This window comes from Streptomyces lycii (assembly GCF_009735685.1).
Lineage (GTDB): Bacteria > Actinomycetota > Actinomycetes > Streptomycetales > Streptomycetaceae > Streptomyces > Streptomyces lycii.
The window spans coordinates 1-16,609 of sequence record NZ_WHPN01000076.1 but is presented as its reverse complement, the minus strand read 5'-3'; the positions used below and the strand labels follow the sequence as shown (position 1 = coordinate 16,609).

The 16,609-nt window shown below is 71.8% G+C and carries 18 protein-coding genes; 14 read left to right on the top strand and 4 right to left on the bottom strand.

The window, feature by feature from the left end:
* Positions 1 to 21 precede the first annotated feature (21 nt).
* Entirely contained in the window at positions 22 to 726 is a 705-nt protein-coding gene (locus GCU69_RS03710) for a histidine phosphatase family protein (protein WP_098753318.1), read from the top strand.
* Positions 727 to 937: 211 nt separating this feature from the next.
* Here GCU69_RS03710 and GCU69_RS03705 read toward each other — a convergent pair whose 3' ends face one another.
* Positions 938 to 1,576, bottom strand: a complete 639-nt coding sequence (locus tag GCU69_RS03705) for a TetR/AcrR family transcriptional regulator (protein ID WP_098753319.1) — start codon at positions 1,574 to 1,576, stop codon at positions 938 to 940.
* 122 nt (positions 1,577 to 1,698) lie between these two features.
* On the opposite strand from GCU69_RS03705, the gene GCU69_RS03700 reads away from it, so the two are divergent.
* From GCU69_RS03700 to ccsB, 6 genes are all read left to right on the top strand, one after another.
* Complete coding sequence (locus GCU69_RS03700) at positions 1,699 to 2,487, top strand: SDR family oxidoreductase (protein WP_098753320.1); 789 nt, start codon at positions 1,699 to 1,701, stop codon at positions 2,485 to 2,487.
* 349 nt (positions 2,488 to 2,836) lie between these two features.
* Complete coding sequence (locus GCU69_RS03695) at positions 2,837 to 3,442, top strand: hypothetical protein (RefSeq protein ID WP_098753321.1); 606 nt, start codon at positions 2,837 to 2,839, stop codon at positions 3,440 to 3,442.
* Between the two features lie 199 nt (positions 3,443 to 3,641).
* Positions 3,642 to 4,271: a TlpA family protein disulfide reductase gene (locus tag GCU69_RS03690; protein WP_098753322.1), complete on the top strand. Its 630-nt coding sequence runs from the start codon at positions 3,642 to 3,644 to the stop codon at positions 4,269 to 4,271.
* A gap of 5 nt (positions 4,272 to 4,276) precedes the next feature.
* Complete coding sequence (locus GCU69_RS03685; protein ID WP_408055756.1) at positions 4,277 to 5,041, top strand: cytochrome c biogenesis CcdA family protein; 765 nt, start codon at positions 4,277 to 4,279, stop codon at positions 5,039 to 5,041.
* A 3-nt stretch (positions 5,042 to 5,044) separates the two neighbouring features.
* A complete protein-coding gene (resB, locus tag GCU69_RS03680) occupies positions 5,045 to 6,829 on the top strand; it encodes a cytochrome c biogenesis protein ResB (protein ID WP_156205117.1) in 1,785 nt (594 codons plus the stop codon).
* A complete protein-coding gene (gene ccsB / locus GCU69_RS03675) occupies positions 6,826 to 7,932 on the top strand; it encodes a c-type cytochrome biogenesis protein CcsB (RefSeq protein ID WP_098753325.1) in 1,107 nt (368 codons plus the stop codon). The genes resB and ccsB overlap by 4 nt, the downstream gene beginning before the upstream one ends.
* A 211-nt stretch (positions 7,933 to 8,143) precedes the next feature.
* Here the strand turns inward: ccsB and GCU69_RS03670 are convergent, their stop codons facing one another.
* On the bottom strand, positions 8,144 to 8,479 hold the full coding sequence (locus tag GCU69_RS03670) for a PLDc N-terminal domain-containing protein (RefSeq protein WP_156205116.1): 336 nt from the start codon (positions 8,477 to 8,479) through the stop codon (positions 8,144 to 8,146).
* An 89-nt stretch (positions 8,480 to 8,568) separates the two neighbouring features.
* Between GCU69_RS03670 and GCU69_RS03665 the strand changes: the two genes are divergently transcribed.
* Complete coding sequence (locus GCU69_RS03665; protein ID WP_098753327.1) at positions 8,569 to 10,023, top strand: menaquinone biosynthesis decarboxylase; 1,455 nt, start codon at positions 8,569 to 8,571, stop codon at positions 10,021 to 10,023.
* A complete protein-coding gene (gene mqnP / locus GCU69_RS03660; RefSeq protein ID WP_098753328.1) occupies positions 10,020 to 10,952 on the top strand; it encodes a menaquinone biosynthesis prenyltransferase MqnP in 933 nt (310 codons plus the stop codon). Before GCU69_RS03665 ends, mqnP begins: the two co-directional genes overlap by 4 nt.
* A gap of 192 nt (positions 10,953 to 11,144) precedes the next feature.
* Here the strand turns inward: mqnP and GCU69_RS03655 are convergent, their stop codons facing one another.
* Entirely contained in the window at positions 11,145 to 11,792 is a 648-nt protein-coding gene (locus tag GCU69_RS03655) for a rhomboid family intramembrane serine protease (RefSeq protein WP_098753332.1), read from the bottom strand.
* Between the two features lie 153 nt (positions 11,793 to 11,945).
* On the opposite strand from GCU69_RS03655, the gene GCU69_RS03650 reads away from it, so the two are divergent.
* Positions 11,946 to 12,788 (top strand): UbiX family flavin prenyltransferase, encoded by an 843-nt coding sequence (locus tag GCU69_RS03650; protein WP_235978193.1) that lies wholly within the window; start codon positions 11,946 to 11,948, stop codon positions 12,786 to 12,788.
* 52 nt (positions 12,789 to 12,840) lie between these two features.
* Here the strand turns inward: GCU69_RS03650 and GCU69_RS32495 are convergent, their stop codons facing one another.
* Complete coding sequence (locus tag GCU69_RS32495) at positions 12,841 to 12,984, bottom strand: hypothetical protein (RefSeq protein WP_170315771.1); 144 nt, start codon at positions 12,982 to 12,984, stop codon at positions 12,841 to 12,843.
* Positions 12,985 to 13,139: 155 nt separating this feature from the next.
* Between GCU69_RS32495 and GCU69_RS03645 the strand changes: the two genes are divergently transcribed.
* The 4 genes from GCU69_RS03645 (at position 13,140) to GCU69_RS03630 (ending at position 16,336) form a co-directional block, all read left to right on the top strand.
* Positions 13,140 to 13,592 (top strand): Lrp/AsnC family transcriptional regulator, encoded by a 453-nt coding sequence (locus GCU69_RS03645; RefSeq protein WP_098753333.1) that lies wholly within the window; start codon positions 13,140 to 13,142, stop codon positions 13,590 to 13,592.
* A 92-nt stretch (positions 13,593 to 13,684) separates the two neighbouring features.
* Entirely contained in the window at positions 13,685 to 14,866 is a 1,182-nt protein-coding gene (gene mqnE / locus GCU69_RS03640; RefSeq protein WP_098753334.1) for an aminofutalosine synthase MqnE, read from the top strand.
* A gap of 206 nt (positions 14,867 to 15,072) precedes the next feature.
* The gene (locus GCU69_RS03635; protein ID WP_098753335.1) at positions 15,073 to 15,783 is read left to right on the top strand and encodes a UdgX family uracil-DNA binding protein; all 711 of its coding nucleotides are present in this window, start codon (positions 15,073 to 15,075) and stop codon (positions 15,781 to 15,783) included.
* Positions 15,784 to 15,814: 31 nt separating this feature from the next.
* The gene (locus tag GCU69_RS03630; protein WP_156205115.1) at positions 15,815 to 16,336 is read left to right on the top strand and encodes a GNAT family N-acetyltransferase; all 522 of its coding nucleotides are present in this window, start codon (positions 15,815 to 15,817) and stop codon (positions 16,334 to 16,336) included.
* The last annotated feature ends 273 nt before the right edge of the window (positions 16,337 to 16,609 follow it).

Genomic DNA, 16,609 nt, shown 5'->3' with positions numbered 1-16,609 from the left:
GGAAGAGGTGACGGAAGCGGTATGGGCGGCAGCGCTCCGGCCGGCGGCGACAGCGGCAGCGATGTGACCGTGGTCCATCTGATGCGGCACGGGGAGGTCCACAACCCCGACGGCGTCCTCTACGGGCGCCGCCAGGGCTACCACCTCTCCGCGCTCGGACGGCAGATGGCCGAACGGGTCGCCGAGCATCTCGCGGGCCGCGACATCACCCATGTCGTCGCCTCCCCGCTGGAGCGCGCGCAGGAGACGGCGGAGCCCGTAGCCAAGGCGCACTCGCTGGACACCGCCACCGACGAGCGGCTGATCGAGGCCGCCAACGTCTTCGAGGGCAAGACCTTCGGCGTCGGCGACGGCGCGCTGCGCCGGCCGGGGAACTGGCGGCACCTGACCAACCCGTTCCGCCCGTCCTGGGGTGAGCCGTACGCCGAGCAGGTCGCGCGGATGACGGCAGCGCTGGGCGCGGCCCGGGACGCGGCGCGCGGGCACGAGGCCGTGGCCGTCAGCCACCAGCTGCCCATCTGGATCATGCGCAGCTCCGTCGAGGGGCGCAGGCTCTGGCACGACCCGCGCAGGCGGCAGTGCACGCTGGCGAGCCTCACCAGCTTCACCTTCCAGGGCGACCGGATCGTGTCGGTCGGCTACAGCGAGCCCGCGCGGGATCTCGTACCGGCGCATCTGCTCGCGGGCGCGAAGCCGGTGAAGGGCGCCAAGGGGTTCGGCGCCTGAGGGCTGTCCCGCAGTCGGCCCTTGGCTTCGGTCACTGCGGGGCCGGCTTCGGTCACTGCGGGGCGGCGGGATGTCGGGCGCGCCTCCATCGCGAAGGCGGCAGCTCCGAGGGCTCCGGCGCTTGTGTGTGCGATTGTGTACCCGACGGGGTCGAGGGCCTGCCTGTGCGGGAGGGGTCGGGTGGTTGCGCAGAGCGGTGGGGCCTGGTGTCTCAGGCGCCGTGGGTCCCCGGCGTGCCGTATCGGGCGAGCATGGTCAGCACCGCTTGGTCGACCGCGTTGGTGACGGCGGTGTCGTCGGGCTCCCAGCGTGCGAGCAGCATCCGCGGCCAGAACACGTAGTTGGAGATCATCCCGAGGAACTGGGTCGCCGCCGTCTCCGCGTCGTCCAGCCGGGCTGTGCCGGCGGCGTTTTCCGCTTCCAGGTAGCGGCGGACCGATTCGAAGTAGGGCATCTTGCCGAGCGCGAACTGGGCCTCGCCGAGTTCGGGGAAGCGTGGCACCTCGGCGATGACGATGCGGAAGAGGGCGGCCATGCCGGGCTGGGTGAGCAGCGCCGCGTATCGGCGTCCGATGGTCTCGAGCCCCGCGCGGAGGTTCCCCGGCTCGGGGAGGGGCGCCTCCTCGTCGTCGACCCTCCAGTATTCGGTGACGATCGCCTCGAACAGGGCCGCCTTGGTGGTGAACTGCTTGAACAGCGTCGCCCTCGACACTCCGGCCGCCTCGGCGATGCGGGCCAGCGAGGTGCCGTCGTAGCCGGAGTCGAGGAACAGCTTCGTCGCTGCCTCGATGATGGACGTCCGCTTCTGCGCTGCCACGCGCCGGTGGTATTCCGATGGCTGTGCCGTCATGCCCTCCAGTATGCCTCTCGCTGCGAGGTGAGTCACTTGACTCACCCCTGGTCCCGTTCTTACTCTGGGAGGGGAGGTGAGTCACTCGGCTCACCACTAATGGAAGCCCGGAGGGAAGCATCATGGGACGCTTTGAGGGCCGGACCGTCATCGTCACGGGCGGCAGCGGGGGCATGGGCAGCAGTCATGTGAAGGGCTACCACGCCGAGGGGGCGAACGTCGTCATTGCCGGCCGCGACGACGACGCCGGCCGCGATCTCGCTGCTCGGCTCGGTCATCGGGCTCTGTCCGTCCACCTGGACGTCGCCGGTGAGGACGACTGGGCGGCGGTGGTGCGGGAAGTCGAAGACCGCTTCGGGCCGATCGCCATCCTGGTGAACAACGCGGGCGTCCAGAACCCGGCGGCCCTCATCGAACACACCGAACTCAGCACCTGGGAGCGCACCTTCAGCGCCAACGTCACCGGCCAGTTCCTCGGCATCCGGGCCGTGGCTCCGTCGATGCGCAGGGGCGGTGGCGGAAGCATCGTCAACATCGCCTCGACCATGGCTCACGGCGGCACGGCCTTCTACGCCCCCTACACCGCCAGCAAGTGGGCCGTGCGCGGGCTGACCAGGACGGCCGCGCTGGAGCTGGGGCGGGACAACATCCGGGTCAACTCCATCCACCCCGGCGTCGTCTCCACACCGCTGGTCAACGAACCCACCGTCGCCGGCCGGCCGGCCATCGCCGACTTCTACTCGCCCGATCCCTTCGCCATCCCCCGCCTCGCCGAACCCTCTGAGGTCACCCGCCTGTTGCTCTTCATCACCTCGCAGGAGGCGTCCTTCGCCACGGGCGCGGAATTCGTCCTGGACGGGGGCCTGCTGCTCGGCCCCGCACTCCAGCCCGAGGCCGGCATCGCAGCTTGAGGCCGGCATTGCGGCTTGGCCGGCATTGCGGCTTGGGGGCAGCATTGCAGTAGGGAGCGTGCAGTCGCGGACGCCCCGCCTTGTGCAAGGCGGAGCGATCTTGCCTTGCGGTGGTGACGGGCTGTGGCAGTTGGGATCACGGCGTACGGGCCGGGTGTGAGCCCCGCCCACACCGGAGCCCGCCCGTCCGGCCACCGGTATCGGCCGGAGGGTCACGGGGTGTCCGGGTACGTTCCGGGCTTGGCGGGGGCTGCTGCGCGCTGTGGTCGGGCGAACACATATGGTGTCCCGCGCACCGGCCGGTTCCGGCCGGTGTCCGATCACCATTCCCTGGGGGACAGACGTGTCCATGCGCAACTCTCTTTGGCTGCGGGCTGCCGCGCCCGTCGCGGTGCTGGCTCTGGCGCTCACCGCCTGCGGCGGCTCCGACGACTCCGCGAGCGCGGACAAGAAGCCCGCCGACGCCGTCGGCAAGGCCGACACGAAGCCGCAGGAGGAAGAGCCCAAGGAGCTCGCCGTCGGCGAGAGCGCGGAGGGCGTCGTCGAGGAGGACGCCGGCAAGATCACATACACCGCGGTCGCCAAGAAGGTCGACGTGGGCACCGAGGAGGACACCAAGAAGCTGGTGTCCGACCCGAAGAAGGCCGAGGGCCTGGTCCCGGTCGTGGCGCACCTGGAGTACACGCTCAAGGACGGCGGGGTCGTCCCCGACTACCCGAGCGTCAACGACGACGTCGAGATCCACGCCGACGGCCAGCGCGGCACCATCCTCATCGGGGCGTCGGACGACGCCCAGGGCTGCGACGACAAGAACGAGATCGAGAACTGGAAGAAGGGCGAGAGCTACGTCCTCTGCGAGACGTACATGATCCCGGTGGGCGCGAAGGAGCTCCAGGTCCACTGGACCGCCAACGACGACGCCGAGCCCGCCATCTGGAAGTTCGCCACCTCCTGACCCGGGCCGGGTGCCGGACCGGTGCCCGGCGGTGAGCCCGCCCCGCCGCGTGTGACCTGCGCGGACCGGGGCGGGCTCGCCGCGTGCGGAGCCCGTCCGGGCGGGCCCGGCGCCCCGCCCGGACGGGGCCGGCGAGGGGGCGCGCGCCCTCCCAGGGGGGCGCGGAAGATCCCCGAATCGGGCATGCGAAACTTTTCACATGAGTGCCAGCCACACCCCCCGAGGCCGGACGCCCCGCCGCATGTCACGACGCCGCACCGCCCTGGCGGCCGGTGCCGCTGCCGCCGCGCTCGTCCTGTCCGGCTGCGGTGACGGCGGCGCGGCGGACGGCGCCTCGGCGAACACCGGCTTCGTGCCGGGCACCGGCGGCATCGACGTCGCGAAGAAGGGCAGCCGGACGGCCGCCCCGGAACTGGCCGGGGAGACCGTCGACGGCAAGCACGCCGACCTGGCCGACCTCAGGGGCAAGGTCGTCGTCATCAACGTCTGGGGCTCCTGGTGCGCGCCCTGCCGTGCCGAGATGCCGCATCTGGTCAAGGTCGCGAACGACACCGAGGACGAGGGCGTGAGCTTCCTCGGCATCAACGCGCGGGACCCGAACATCGCCCCCGCCAAGCAGTTCGAGAAGGAGTTCGAGGTCCCGTATCCGAGTCTCTACGACCCGGTCGGCAAGCTGATGCTCCGCTTCCCCAAGGGCAGCCTCAACCCCAAGGCCATCCCGTCCACCGTGATCGTCGACAGGGACGGGAAGATCGCGGCCCGCGCGCTGAAACCGCTGGGTGAGGACGAGCTGCGCGAGACGCTCGAACCGCTGATCGCGGAGAAGTGATCGGATTGATCACGCTCGCCGCAGACACGGGAGTCAACGAGACCGTGCTCACCGGGGCACTGCTGCTCGCCCTGCCCGTCGCCGTCCTCGGCGGCCTGGTCTCCTTCTTCTCCCCGTGCGTCCTCCCGCTCGTGCCCGGCTACCTGAGCTACGTCACCGGCGTCAGCGGCACCGATCTGGCCGAGGCCCGCCGGGGCAGGATGGCCCTGGGCGCCTCGCTGTTCGTGCTCGGCTTCAGCGCCGTCTTCGTCTCCTACGGCACCCTCTTCGGGAACTTCGGGCTCACCCTCGACAGCTACCGGGAGACCATCACCAAGGTCCTGGGCGCGCTGACCATCCTGCTGGGCCTCGCCTTCATGGGCGTGCTCGGCGGCTTCACCCAGCGGGAGTTCCGGTTCCACTCCAGGCCCGCGATGGGCCTGGCCGGGGCGCCGCTGCTCGGCGTGCTCTTCGGCATCGGCTGGACCCCCTGCATCGGGCCGACGCTCGCGGCCGTCAACACCCTGGCCTTCAACGAGGCGAGCGCCGGGCGCGGGGCGCTGCTCACCGTCGCGTACTGCGTCGGCCTCGGCCTGCCGTTCATCCTGGCCGCCGTCGCCTTCCGGCGCGCGCTCGGCGCGTTCGCGTGGGTCAAGCGGCACCATGTCTGGGTGATGCGGGCCGGCGGGCTGATGCTGGTCGCCGTCGGCGTGCTGCTCGTCACGGGGGTCTGGGACCGCATGATCGCAGACCTCCAGGTCTGGTCGTCCACCTTCACCCCGGGAATCTGAACCATGGCCGAGACCGAGACGAAGAACGCAGCCGCCGCCGCGGGCGATGCCGGCACCGATCCCGGCACCGGCACAGGGGCCGGGACGGGGGAGGCCGCCGCCGCGGAGCGGTCCGACGACGCCGGGCTCGGCGCCGCGGGCTCGCAACTGTCCACCGCGCCCGACGAGAAGGCGCCGCTGCCGGGCCTCGGCGTGATCGGCTGGGCCCGCTGGTTCTGGCGGCAGCTGACCTCGATGCGGGTCGCGCTGATCCTGCTCTTCCTGCTGTCGCTCGGCGCCATTCCGGGCTCGCTGATCCCGCAGACCGGCGTGGACCCGATGAAGGTCGAGACGTTCAAGGAGGAGCACGACGTCCTCGCGCCGGTCTACGACAAGCTCGGGATGTTCGACGTCTACAGCTCGGTGTGGTTCTCGGCGATCTACATCCTGCTGTTCGTCTCGCTCATCGGCTGCATCGTGCCGCGCACCTGGCAGTTCGCGGGGCAGCTCCGCGGCCGCCCGCCGGGCGCCCCCGGCCGGCTGACCCGGCTGCCCGCGTACACCACGTGGCGCACCGACACGGACCCGGACGACGTGCTCGACGCCGCGCTGCGGACCGTACGGAAGCGCCGCTTCCGCTCACGCCGGGCCGGGAACGCGGTGGCCGCCGAGAAGGGCTATCTGCGCGAGGCCGGCAACCTCGTCTTCCACATCGCGCTGATCGTGATGCTGCTGGCGTTCGCCGCCGGCAGCCTGTGGAAGGCCGAGGGCGGCAAGCTGATCATCCAGGGTGACGGCTTCGCCAACACGCTCACGCAGTACGACGACTTCAAGTCCGGCTCGCTCTTCGACAACGACAACCTCGCGCCGTTCGGCTTCCGGCTGCACGGCTTCGACGCGTCCTACGAGCGGACCGGCCCGCAGAAGGGCACGCCGCGCACCTTCCGCGCCCACATCTCGTACTGGGAGGGCGCCGACGGCCCGGAGAAGAAGGACACCGTCGAGGTCAACCACCCGCTGGAGGTGGCGGGCAACAAGGTCTACCTGGTCGGCCACGGCTACGCGCCGGTCGTCACCGTCAAGGACGGCCAGGGCGACGTCGCCTTCCGGGGCCCGGTGGCGTTCCTCCCGCAGGGCGACGGCAACTTCACCTCGGTCGGCGTCGTGAAGGTCCCCGACGCCCGGGACAAGAACGGCGAGAAGACCCAGCTCGGCTTCCAGGGGCTGTTCCTGCCGACCTTCGCGCTCGACGAGACCCGCGGCCCGCACTCCACCTTCCCCGCGCTGGACTACCCGGTGCTGTCCGTCAACGCCTTCCACGGCAGCCTCGGCATCGACTCCGGGATCCCGCAGAACATCTACCAGCTCGACACCCGGAAGATGAAGCAGTTCAAGGAGGACGGCGACCTCTTCCGGAAGTTCCTGCGCCCCGGTGAGACCGCGAAGCTGCCCGACGGCGCGGGCTCCATCACCCTGGACGGGGTCGAGCAGTGGGCCACCTTCCAGGTCTCCAGCCAGCCGGGCAAGGGCTGGGCGCTGGGCGGCGCCGCCGCGGCGCTGCTGGGCCTGGCGGCCTCGCTGTTCATCCAGCGCCGCCGGGTGTGGGTCCGTGCCACACCCGCGGAGGGCGGCGGGAGCGTGGTCGAGATGGCCGGGCTCGGCCGCAGCGAGTCCCCCAGGCTCCCCGAGGAGCTGGCCGATCTGGCCGTAGCCTTGCAGGCGGCCGCGCCCGCGACCGCAGAAGAAGATCACGAAGAAGATCACGAAGACGACGATCCCGGTGATCCTGTCGAAGGAGCGCGCGCGTGAACCTCGCTGCCGCAGCCAACGAGAACATGGCGAACATCAGCAATGTCCTGATCTATTCGGCGATGGCGGTCTACACCCTCGCCTTCCTCGCCCACATGGCCGAGTGGGTGCTGGGCAGCCGGAGCAAGGTCGCCCGTACGGCGGCCGCGCTCACCGGCTCCGGCACCGGCACCGGGAAGGCCGGGGCTCCGGCGGCGCCGGCCGCGGGGACGGCGGGCGGCAAGGGCGGCACCGCCGTCCTGGAGCGCCCCAAGGTCGTCACCCGCAGCGCGGCCGGCAGCCGTGACGTCCCGGACGGGCCGGGCGCGGCGGGCGGTGACGAGGGCGGCGACCTGTACGGCCGGATCGCCGTCTCGCTGACGGTGCTGGCCTGGCTGGTGCACGCGGGCGGGGTGCTCGCCCGCGCGCTGTCCGTGGAGCGGGCCCCCTGGGGCAACATGTACGAGTTCTCGACGACCTTCTCCATGGTCGTCGTCGGTGCCTATCTGACGCTGCTGGTGCTCGGGAAGCCGGTCCGCTGGCTGGGGCTGCCGCTGGTCACCACCGTGCTGCTGGACCTGGGCCTGGCCGTCTCCGTGCTCTACACCGAGAGCGACCAGCTCGTCCCGGCGCTGGACTCGTACTGGCTGTGGATCCACGTATCCTGCGCGATCATCTCCGGCGGTGTGCTCTACCTCGGCGCCGTCGGCACCCTGCTGTACCTCTTCCGGGACCGCTACGAGAGCAAGCTCGCCGACCCGTCGGGGAAGCAGCCCGGTGCCTTCGCGTCGTCCGTGATGGAGCGGCTGCCGTCGGCGGCGAGCCTGGACAAGTTCGCGTACCGGGTCAACGCCGTCGTCTTCCCGCTGTGGACCTTCACCATCATCGCGGGCGCCATCTGGGCCGAGGCCGCCTGGGGCCGCTATTGGGGCTGGGACCCCAAGGAGGTCTGGTCCTTCATCACCTGGGTCGCGTATGCCGCCTATCTGCACGCCCGGGCCACCGCGGGCTGGAAGGGCCGCAAGGCGGCGTATCTCGCGCTGCTGGCCTTCGCCTGCTTCCTCTTCAACTACTACGGCGTCAACATCTTCGTCACCGGCAAGCACTCGTACGCCGGAGTCTGAGCCGGTCCCGCCCGCCTGCCGGGCGGGCACGACACGCGACGGCCGCCGCCCCGTGCCAGGGGCGGCGGCCGTCGTCGTGCGGTGTGCGGTGTGCGGCTGTGCCGGTGTGCGGTCGTGCCGGTGTGCGGTCGTACGGCTGTGCGTCGTGCGGCTGTACGGCCGTGGGGGCTGCGCGCGGAGGCCCGGGCGGGCGCGCGGGGCGTGCGGCGCGTCAGCCCTGGCGCGGATCGTCCGGGCCGCCGTCGTTCCGCTTGTCCTTCTTGTCGTCGTCGAGCGACTTCAGGAAGTCCGGGTTGTCGTCCGGGGCGACCCAGCCGCCGCCGGCCGCGGACGGGCGCCGGCCACCGCCGAGGGCCGGGGCACGGCGCGGGCGTCCGGCGAGGATCCAGGCGAGCGAACCGAACAGCATGTACCCGAAGAGAACGATGATCAGCACCCAGGCCGGCTTGGGAAGCTTGCGGACCTGTTCCTCGGGCGTGTTGAGGCAGTCGATGAACGCGTAGATCCACAGCGCCAGGACCAGCAGGAACGGCAGATACCTGAGCATGGCTGCGATGGCCCCCAAAGGAAGGTGGCGAGCACCGGGACGGCCCCCGGTGACAGCTCCAGGGTACGGGGTGGCGGATACTGGGCGGCATGGCATACGAGGATCTCCGCTCGCTGCTGCGGGCACTGGAGCGCGACGGCGACCTCAAGCGCATCAAGGCCGAGGTCGATCCGTATCTGGAGGTCGGCGAGATCACCGACCGGGTCAACAAGGCGGGCGGTCCCGCGCTGCTCTTCGAGAACGTCAAGGGCTCGTCGATGCCGCTGGCCATGAACGTCTACGGGACGGACCGGCGGCTGCTGAAGGCGCTCGGGCTGAAGTCGTACGCGGACATCGGCGACAGCATCGGCGGGCTGCTCAAGCCGGAGCTGCCGCAGGGCTTCACCGGGATGCGGGAGGCGTTCGGGAAGCTCGGCAGCGTGGCGCACGTGCCGCCGAGGAAGGTGAAGGACGGGCCCGTCCAGGAAGTGGTCCTCACCGGGGACGACGTCGACCTCACGCAGCTGCCCGCGCTGTTCACCTGGCCCGAGGACGGCGGCTCGTTCTTCAACCTCGGCCTCACCCACACGAAGGACCCGGAGAGCGGCGTCCGCAATCTGGGCCTCTACCGCCTCCAGCGGCACGACAAGCGCACCATCGGCATGCACTGGCAGATCCACAAGGACAGCCGGAACCACTACCAGGTCGCCGCCCGGCGCGGCGAGCGGCTGCCGGTCGCGATCGCCTTCGGCTGCCCGCCCGCCGTGACGTACGCCTCGACCGCGCCGCTGCCCGGCGACATCGACGAATACCTCTTCGCCGGTTTCCTCCAGGGCCGGCGCGTCGAGATGGTCGACTGCAAGACCGTGCCGCTCCAGGTCCCCGCCCGGGCCGAGGTCGTCATCGAGGGCTGGCTGGAACCGGGGAAGATGCTGCCGGAGGGGCCGTTCGGCGACCACACCGGCTTCTACACGCCGCAGGAGGACTTCCCGGCGCTCACCATCGACTGCGTCACGATGCGCAGGCGCCCGCTGCTCCAGTCGATCGTCGTCGGCCGCCCGCCGACGGAGGACGGGCCGCTGGGCCGGGCCACCGAGCGGTTCTTCCTGCCGCTGCTGAAGATCATCGTGCCGGACATCGTCGACTACCACCTGCCGGAGTCGGGCGGCTTCCACAACTGCGCGATCGTCTCCATCGACAAGCGCTACCCCAAGCACGCCCAGAAGGTCATGCACGCCATCTGGGGCGCCCACATGATGTCGCTGACCAAGCTGATCGTCGTGGTCGACAAGGACTGCGACGTGCACGATCTGCACGAGGTGTCCTGGCGGGCGCTCGGCAACACCGACTACGCCCGCGACCTGACCGTCGTCGAGGGCCCGGTCGACCATCTCGACCACGCCTCGTACCAGCAGTTCTGGGGCGGCAAGGCGGGCATCGACGCCACCCGCAAACTGCCCGAGGAGGGCTACACGCGCGACGGCGGCTGGCCGCGGATGGTCGAGTCGGACCCGGAGACGGCCGCGAAGGTCGACCGCCGCTGGAAGGAGTACGGGCTCAAGTGACCGCCGAACCCACGAGCCCGGAGCTGACCGGCGGCGGGCCCGAGCCGGCCCGGCCCGGCAAGGTGAAGTCGTTCCTGCGGCTGGTGATGATCGAGCACTCGGTCTTCGCGCTGCCGTTCGCCTATATCGCCTCGCTCACCGCGATGTTCCTGGACGACGGCTCCGTGCACTGGTGGGAGCTGCTGCTCGTCACCGTCGCCATGGTGGGCCTGCGCACCTTCGCGATGGCCGCCAACCGGATCATCGACCGCGAGATCGACGCCCGGAACCCGCGCACCGCGGGCCGCGAGCTGGTCACCGGCGCGGTCAGTGTGCGCTCGGCGTGGACCGGCGCGCTGGTCGCGCTCGTGGTCTTCCTCGGCGCCGCGGCGCTGCTCAACCCGCTGTGCCTGGCGCTCGCGCCGGTCGCGGTGGTCCCGATGGTCGTCTATCCGTACGGCAAGCGGTTCACGGACTTCCCGCACGCGATCCTGGGCCTGGCGCAGGCGATGGGCCCGGTCGGCGCCTGGATCGCGGTGACCGGGGAGTGGTCCTGGGACGCGGTGGTCCTCGGCCTGGCGGTCGGGGTGTGGATCGGCGGCTTCGATCTGATCTTCGGCAGCCAGGACGTCGCCGCGGACCGGGCGCACGGCGTCAAGTCCGTCCCGGCCCGCTACGGCATCCCGGCGGCGCTGTACGGGGCGCGCGGCGCGCACGTCGTCACCACGGGGCTGCTGGCCTGGTACGGGGCGGCGACCGGCGCGGGTGCCTTCTTCTGGGCGGGGCTGGTGATCGTCGCGGTGGCGTTCGTCTACGAGCACTCGATCGTGCGGCCGCACGACCTGTCCCGGCTGAACCGGGCGTTCTTCACGGTCAACGGCTTCATCGGCATCGCGCTGTTCGGCTGCGCGCTGCTGGACCTGGTGGTGCGCGGGCTGGCGTTCGCGTAGGGGCCGTGCCCCCCGTACGCCGCCCGCGTACGGGCGGCGTACGGGCGTACGGGCGTCCGGGCGGCGGCGGCACAGAGCCGCGAGCCGGGGATCCGCGAGCCGTGGGAGCGGGGAGGGGCCGGGAGCCGGGCCGGGGAAGACGGGGGCGGCGGGCAGCAGTCCGGCCCGAAGCCCGCCCGCGGGTGCCCGGGCTCAGTCGATGGTCATGTCCCTGCGGCCGCCCGGAAGGGCCCGGCGGCGGAACAGGAACGCCGCCAGCACGCCGCCGATCAGCCCGAACAGATGCCCCTGCCAGCTGATCGAGCCGTCCTGCGGGAGCACGCCCCACAGGATCGAGCTGTAGAGCAGGCCGATCACCAGGCCGACGATGATGTCGGTCACCCGCCGGTCGACGAAGCCCCGGACCAGCAGATGGCCGAAGAGGCCGAAGACCACGATCGAGGCGCCCGCCGTCACCGAACCGTCCGGCGCGACCAGCCACACCCCGAGCCCGCCGACCACCACGATCACGGCGACGACGGCGACGAAGCGGCGGATCCCGCGCAGCGCCGCGAGGAAGCCGAACAGGGCCAGCGGCACGGTGTTCGCCGCGACATGGTCGAAGCCGAAGTGCAGGAACGACGCGGGCACCACGTCGCGCAGCTCGCCGAAGTCCCGCGGCGAGACGCCGTACGTGTCGAGGGCGTGCCCGGTGGCGGCGTCGGCCACCTCCAGCAGCCAGAGCAGGGCCACCCAGCCGGCGATCAGCCAGACGGCCGTCCGGGCGCGGTCGGCCTGCGTGCGCTGCGGCCGTCCGGCCCCCGTTCCCGGCGGCCGGCCCGCGGTGGGTCCGTACGACATGGCGCCCCCATCCTGTCGAACTGTCCTGCCGGACCGCCCGACCAGTCGACCTGTCCCGTCGAATCTCTTCCGGCGACAACTCCCGCCGTCAACGGGGGAACGTCCGGGGCACCGTATCCAGTTCCTGCCGGGGGCTCCCGATAGGCTCGAAGCGTGGAGCCGCCGCACACCGACCAGCACGCCGCACCGCGGCCCGCCGCACCGGCGGGCCCGGGAGACGCGCCGTCCGCGACCCCGCCCGCACCCCGGCCCGCGGCCGGGGCCCCGGTCCCGTCCGCCGCTCCGTACGGGGCGGGGAGGGACGGGCGCCGGCCCTGGGTCGTCGGGGTCTCGGGCGCGTCCGGCACGCCGTACGCGGCGGCCGTGCTGCGCGGGCTGCTGCACGCGGGCGAGGCCGTCGACCTGGTGGTCAGCCGGGCGTCCCGGCTCACGCTGCTGGACGAGACGGGGATCGCCTTCCGCGACGCGCACTGGCGGGAGGACCTGCGCCGCTGGCTGGCGCGCGGCGCGGACGGCAGCCCGGACTTCTTCGAGGCGGCCCTGTCGGGGCTGCCGAACCTGGACGACGTACGGCACTGGCCGGCCGGGGACCTGTCGGCGGGGCCGTCCTCCGGCTCGTATCCGACACGGGGCATGCTGATCGTCCCGGCGAGCACGGCGTCCGTGGCCGGGGTGGCGCTGGGGCTGTCGAAGGACCTGCTCCAGCGGACGGCGAGCGTGACGCTCAAGGAGCGCCGTCCGCTGGTGGTGTCCGTACGGGAGACCCCGCTGAACGGCCAGACGCTGCGGCATCTGGTGACACTGGACGAGGCGGGCGCGGTGGTGCTGCCGGCCTCGCCCGCGTTCTACGCGGGCGCGACGCACATCCAGGATCTGGTGGACTTCGTCGCGGGGAGAGTGCTCGACGCGGCGGGGGTGCCGCACAAGCTGTACCGCAGATGGGAGGGGGAGCTGGGTGGCGGCGGCCGCCGCGGTGATCCGCGGGACGCCCCCTGACGCGCCCGCGCTTCCCGGGTGCGCGGCGCGGGGCCCGGAGCGGCCGCGTGCGTCAGCGCTTCGGGCGGCGGTGGGCGCCCCGGGAGCGGGCGCGGGCGGCGCGGAGCGGGGCGGGCTGGTGCACGTGGGCACCCGAACGGTGCGCCAGCTCCTGAAGCTCGCGCATCTGGGCCAGCGTCATCTCGATCGTGTACACGGTGGGCTCACTCCTGAGGGATCGTCTTTGATCATCTGAAAGATTCGCAGGGATTCGCCAGAAACTTAAGCGAATCACAGGCCAATCAGGCCTGTATGCCTTAGATTCTATACGTAAAACCTCGATGTGGCTAAACATTGGAAGGCTTCAGGCATATGGACGCGGTGGACAGGCAGCTCATCCAGGCTCTGCGGGAGAACGGCCGGGCCTCATACGCCGAGCTGGGACGGCTCGTCGGTCTCTCCGGCCCGAGCGTCACCGACCGGATCAACCGCCTGGAGACGGCGGGCGTCATCACCGGCTACCGCGCGACGGTCGATGCCGCCTCGCTGGGCCTCGGGGTCACGGCGCTGATCGGCATCTCGCTCTCGGACGCCACCGACCACGAGGAGGTGGCGGAGCGGCTGCGGGACCTGGCGGAGATCGAGGACTGCTGGTTCATCGCGGGCGACGACTCCTACATGCTCAAGGTGCGCGCCGGTGACGTGGACGACCTGGAGCGCACCATCCGGCGGCTGTCGGGCACCAAGGGCGTCTCCCGGACCCGTACGACGATCGTGCTCTCCACCAAGTGGGAGGACCGGGTCGGGGAGCTGCCCGAGGAGTGACCCGCGTCGCACAGCCGGACCGGCGGCCGGAGGTGTCCGCGCCGGGGCGTACGCTCGACGGAGATTGTCGACGACGGAGCGGAGGCTGCCGGATGAGTGGGTCTGGTCTCGATGTGGGGCTCAAGCGTGAGCTGGAGCAGAAGGTCCGCGCCGGGGAGCGGCTGACCCGCGAGGACGGCATCGCGCTCTACGAGAGCGACGACCTGGCCTGGCTGGGTGGTCTGGCGCACGAGGTGCGGACCCGGAAGAACGGCGACGTCGTCCACTTCAACATCAACCGCCACCTCAACATGACGAACGTGTGCACGGCGTCCTGCGCCTACTGCTCCTTCCAGCGCAAGCCGGGGGAGAAGGACGCCTACACGATGCGCATCGAGGAGGCCGTGCGCCTGGCCAAGGCGATGGAGGGCGAGAAGCTCACCGAGCTGCACATCGTCAACGGCCTGCACCCCACGCTGCCCTGGCGCTACTACCCGCGCTCGCTCTCCGCGCTCAAGGAGGTCCTGCCGGACACGGTCTCGCTCAAGGCCTTCACCGCCACCGAGATCCACCACTTCGAGACCATCTCCGGGATGGACGCCTCCGACATCCTCGACGAGCTGATCGAGGCCGGTCTGGAGTCGCTGACCGGCGGCGGCGCGGAGATCTTCGACTGGGAGGTCCGGCAGCACATCGTCGACCACGCCACCCACTGGGAGGACTGGTCGCGGATCCACCGCCTCGCCCACGAGAAGGGCCTGAAGACGCCCTGCACCATGCTCTACGGGCACATCGAGGAGCGGCGGCACCGCGTGGACCACGTGCTGCGGCTGCGCGAACTCCAGGACGAGACCGGCGGCTTCCAGGTCTTCATCCCGCTGCGCTATCAGCACGACTTCGTCGACATGCAGGACGGCAAGGTCCGCAACCGGCTCCAGGCCCGTACGACGATGGCCTCCGGCGCCGAGGCGCTGAAGACTTTCGCCGTCTCCCGGCTGCTCTTCGACAACGTCCCGCACGTCAAGGTCTTCTGGGTGATGCACGGCGTGCAGACCGCCCAGCTGGCGCTCCAGCACGGCGCGGACGACATGGACGGCTCGGTCGTCGAGTACAAGATCACGCACGACGCGGACAACTTCGGCACCCCCGACAAGCTGACCCGTGAGGACCTGCTGGAGCTGATCCGCGACGCGGGCTTCCGCCCGGTGGAGCGCAACACCCGCTACGAGATCATCAACGAGTACCCGGGCCCGGACCCGGACCGGCGCGAGTCGCCGCAGGCGATGCGGGTCTGACCCGCCCCTCGGCGCGGTGCCCGCACCGAGGGGCGGGCACCGCGGGTCCGGCCGGCCGGGGCGGGCGTGGGGGGGGCAGGCGTACGGGGCCGTGCCCCGGGGCCGAGGGCGGGCCGGCAGCGGGGCACGAGCCCGCGCGGGCGTCCACGAGCCGGTCCGTGCGCGCGCGGGGAGTGACGGCCGCCGCGCGGGGTACCCGGCGCGGCATGGGCCCCACCGACACCGGGGCGGAGGCGCGCTACGACGCCGAGCCCTTCGTACCGAGCCGTGCCGGGCTGAAGAAGCTGCGGGAGGCCGCGGCGGGCTGCCGCGGCTGCCCGCTGCACGAGCCCGCGACCCAGACCGTCTTCGGCGCCGGAAGCACCGACGCCCGCGTGGTCCTCGTCGGTGAGCAGCCCGGCGACCAGGAGGACCGGCGCGGCGAGCCCTTCGTCGGCCCGGCCGGGCGGCTGCTCGACAAGGCCCTCGCCGAAGCGGGCATCGACCCGGGCGAGGCGTACGTCACCAACGCCGTGAAGCACTTCAAGTACGAGCAGACCCCGGAGCGCGGCAAGCGGCGCATCCACAAGCCGCCGAGCCTGCGCGAGATGACCGCCTGCCGGCCGTGGCTGGCCGCCGAGCTGGCGCTCGTGAAGCCGGAGCTGATCGTGGCCCTGGGCGCCACGGCGGGCAAGGCGCTGCTGGGCCCGTCGTTCCGGGTGAGCAGGCAGCGCGGTCAGCTGCTGCCGTTCCCGGGCCTCGGCGGGGAGAGGGCGCGGGAGCGGAACGAACCGGGCACGCGCGGGGAGGGCGCGGCCGGGCCGGACGCGCTGGTCGCCACCGTCCACCCGTCCGCGGCACTCCGCGCCCGGGACCGCGAGGCGGTGTACCGCGGCCTGGTCGCGGACCTGCGGGTGGCCGCGGAGGCCCTGGGATAGCGCCGCGACGGGGCCCGCTACGCTCGGAACCATGCTCACGTTCGACCTCGACCCCGCCGTCACGCCCGCCCTGCGCGACAGCGTCTGCGACCTGTGGACCGACGTCACCAACGCCGGCGGCGCCGTGGGCTTCCTGCCCCCGGTGACCCCGGAGGACGTCCGCCCCGAACTGGTACGGCACCTGGTCGCGATGGCCGAGGACCGGATGCGGCTGCTGGTCGGCCGCGACGAGGACGGGCGTGTCGCCGCCACCGCGTTCATCGGCTTCAACTCGCACCGTCTGATGCGGCACTGGGCGTCGGTCTACACGGTGATGGTGCACCCCTCGCACCAGGGCAAGGGGTACGGCCGTGAGCTGCTCGCCGCCGTCGAGCAGGCGGCGCGGGGCATGGACGGCATCCGGGGGCTGCGCCTCACCTGCCGCGGCGGCATGGGCCTGGAGCGGTTCTACGAGTCCTGCGGTTACAAGGAGGTCGGCCGGGTCCCCGACGCGATCCGGGCCGGCGAGGACGACTACCGCGACGACGTCGTGCTCTGGCAGTCCCTGGGCTGACTGTTCGCTGTTCGCTGTTCGCTGTTCGTCGTCCGTCGTCCGTCGTCCGTCGTCCGTCGTCCGTCGTCCGTCGTTCGTCGTTCGTCGTTCGTTGCCGGTCGCCCGCCGCTTGCCGCCCACAGTCTCCTGTCCGGCGTCCGCGGTTCGTGTCCCGCCCCTGTCCGGCGTCTGCGGTTCGCGTCCCGCCGCCTGCTGTCGGTCGTACGCCGTTCGTCGCCCGCCGTTGCTGGTCCGCCCCGGCGCCCGCCGTTCCCGTCCCGGCCCGCCGCGCCG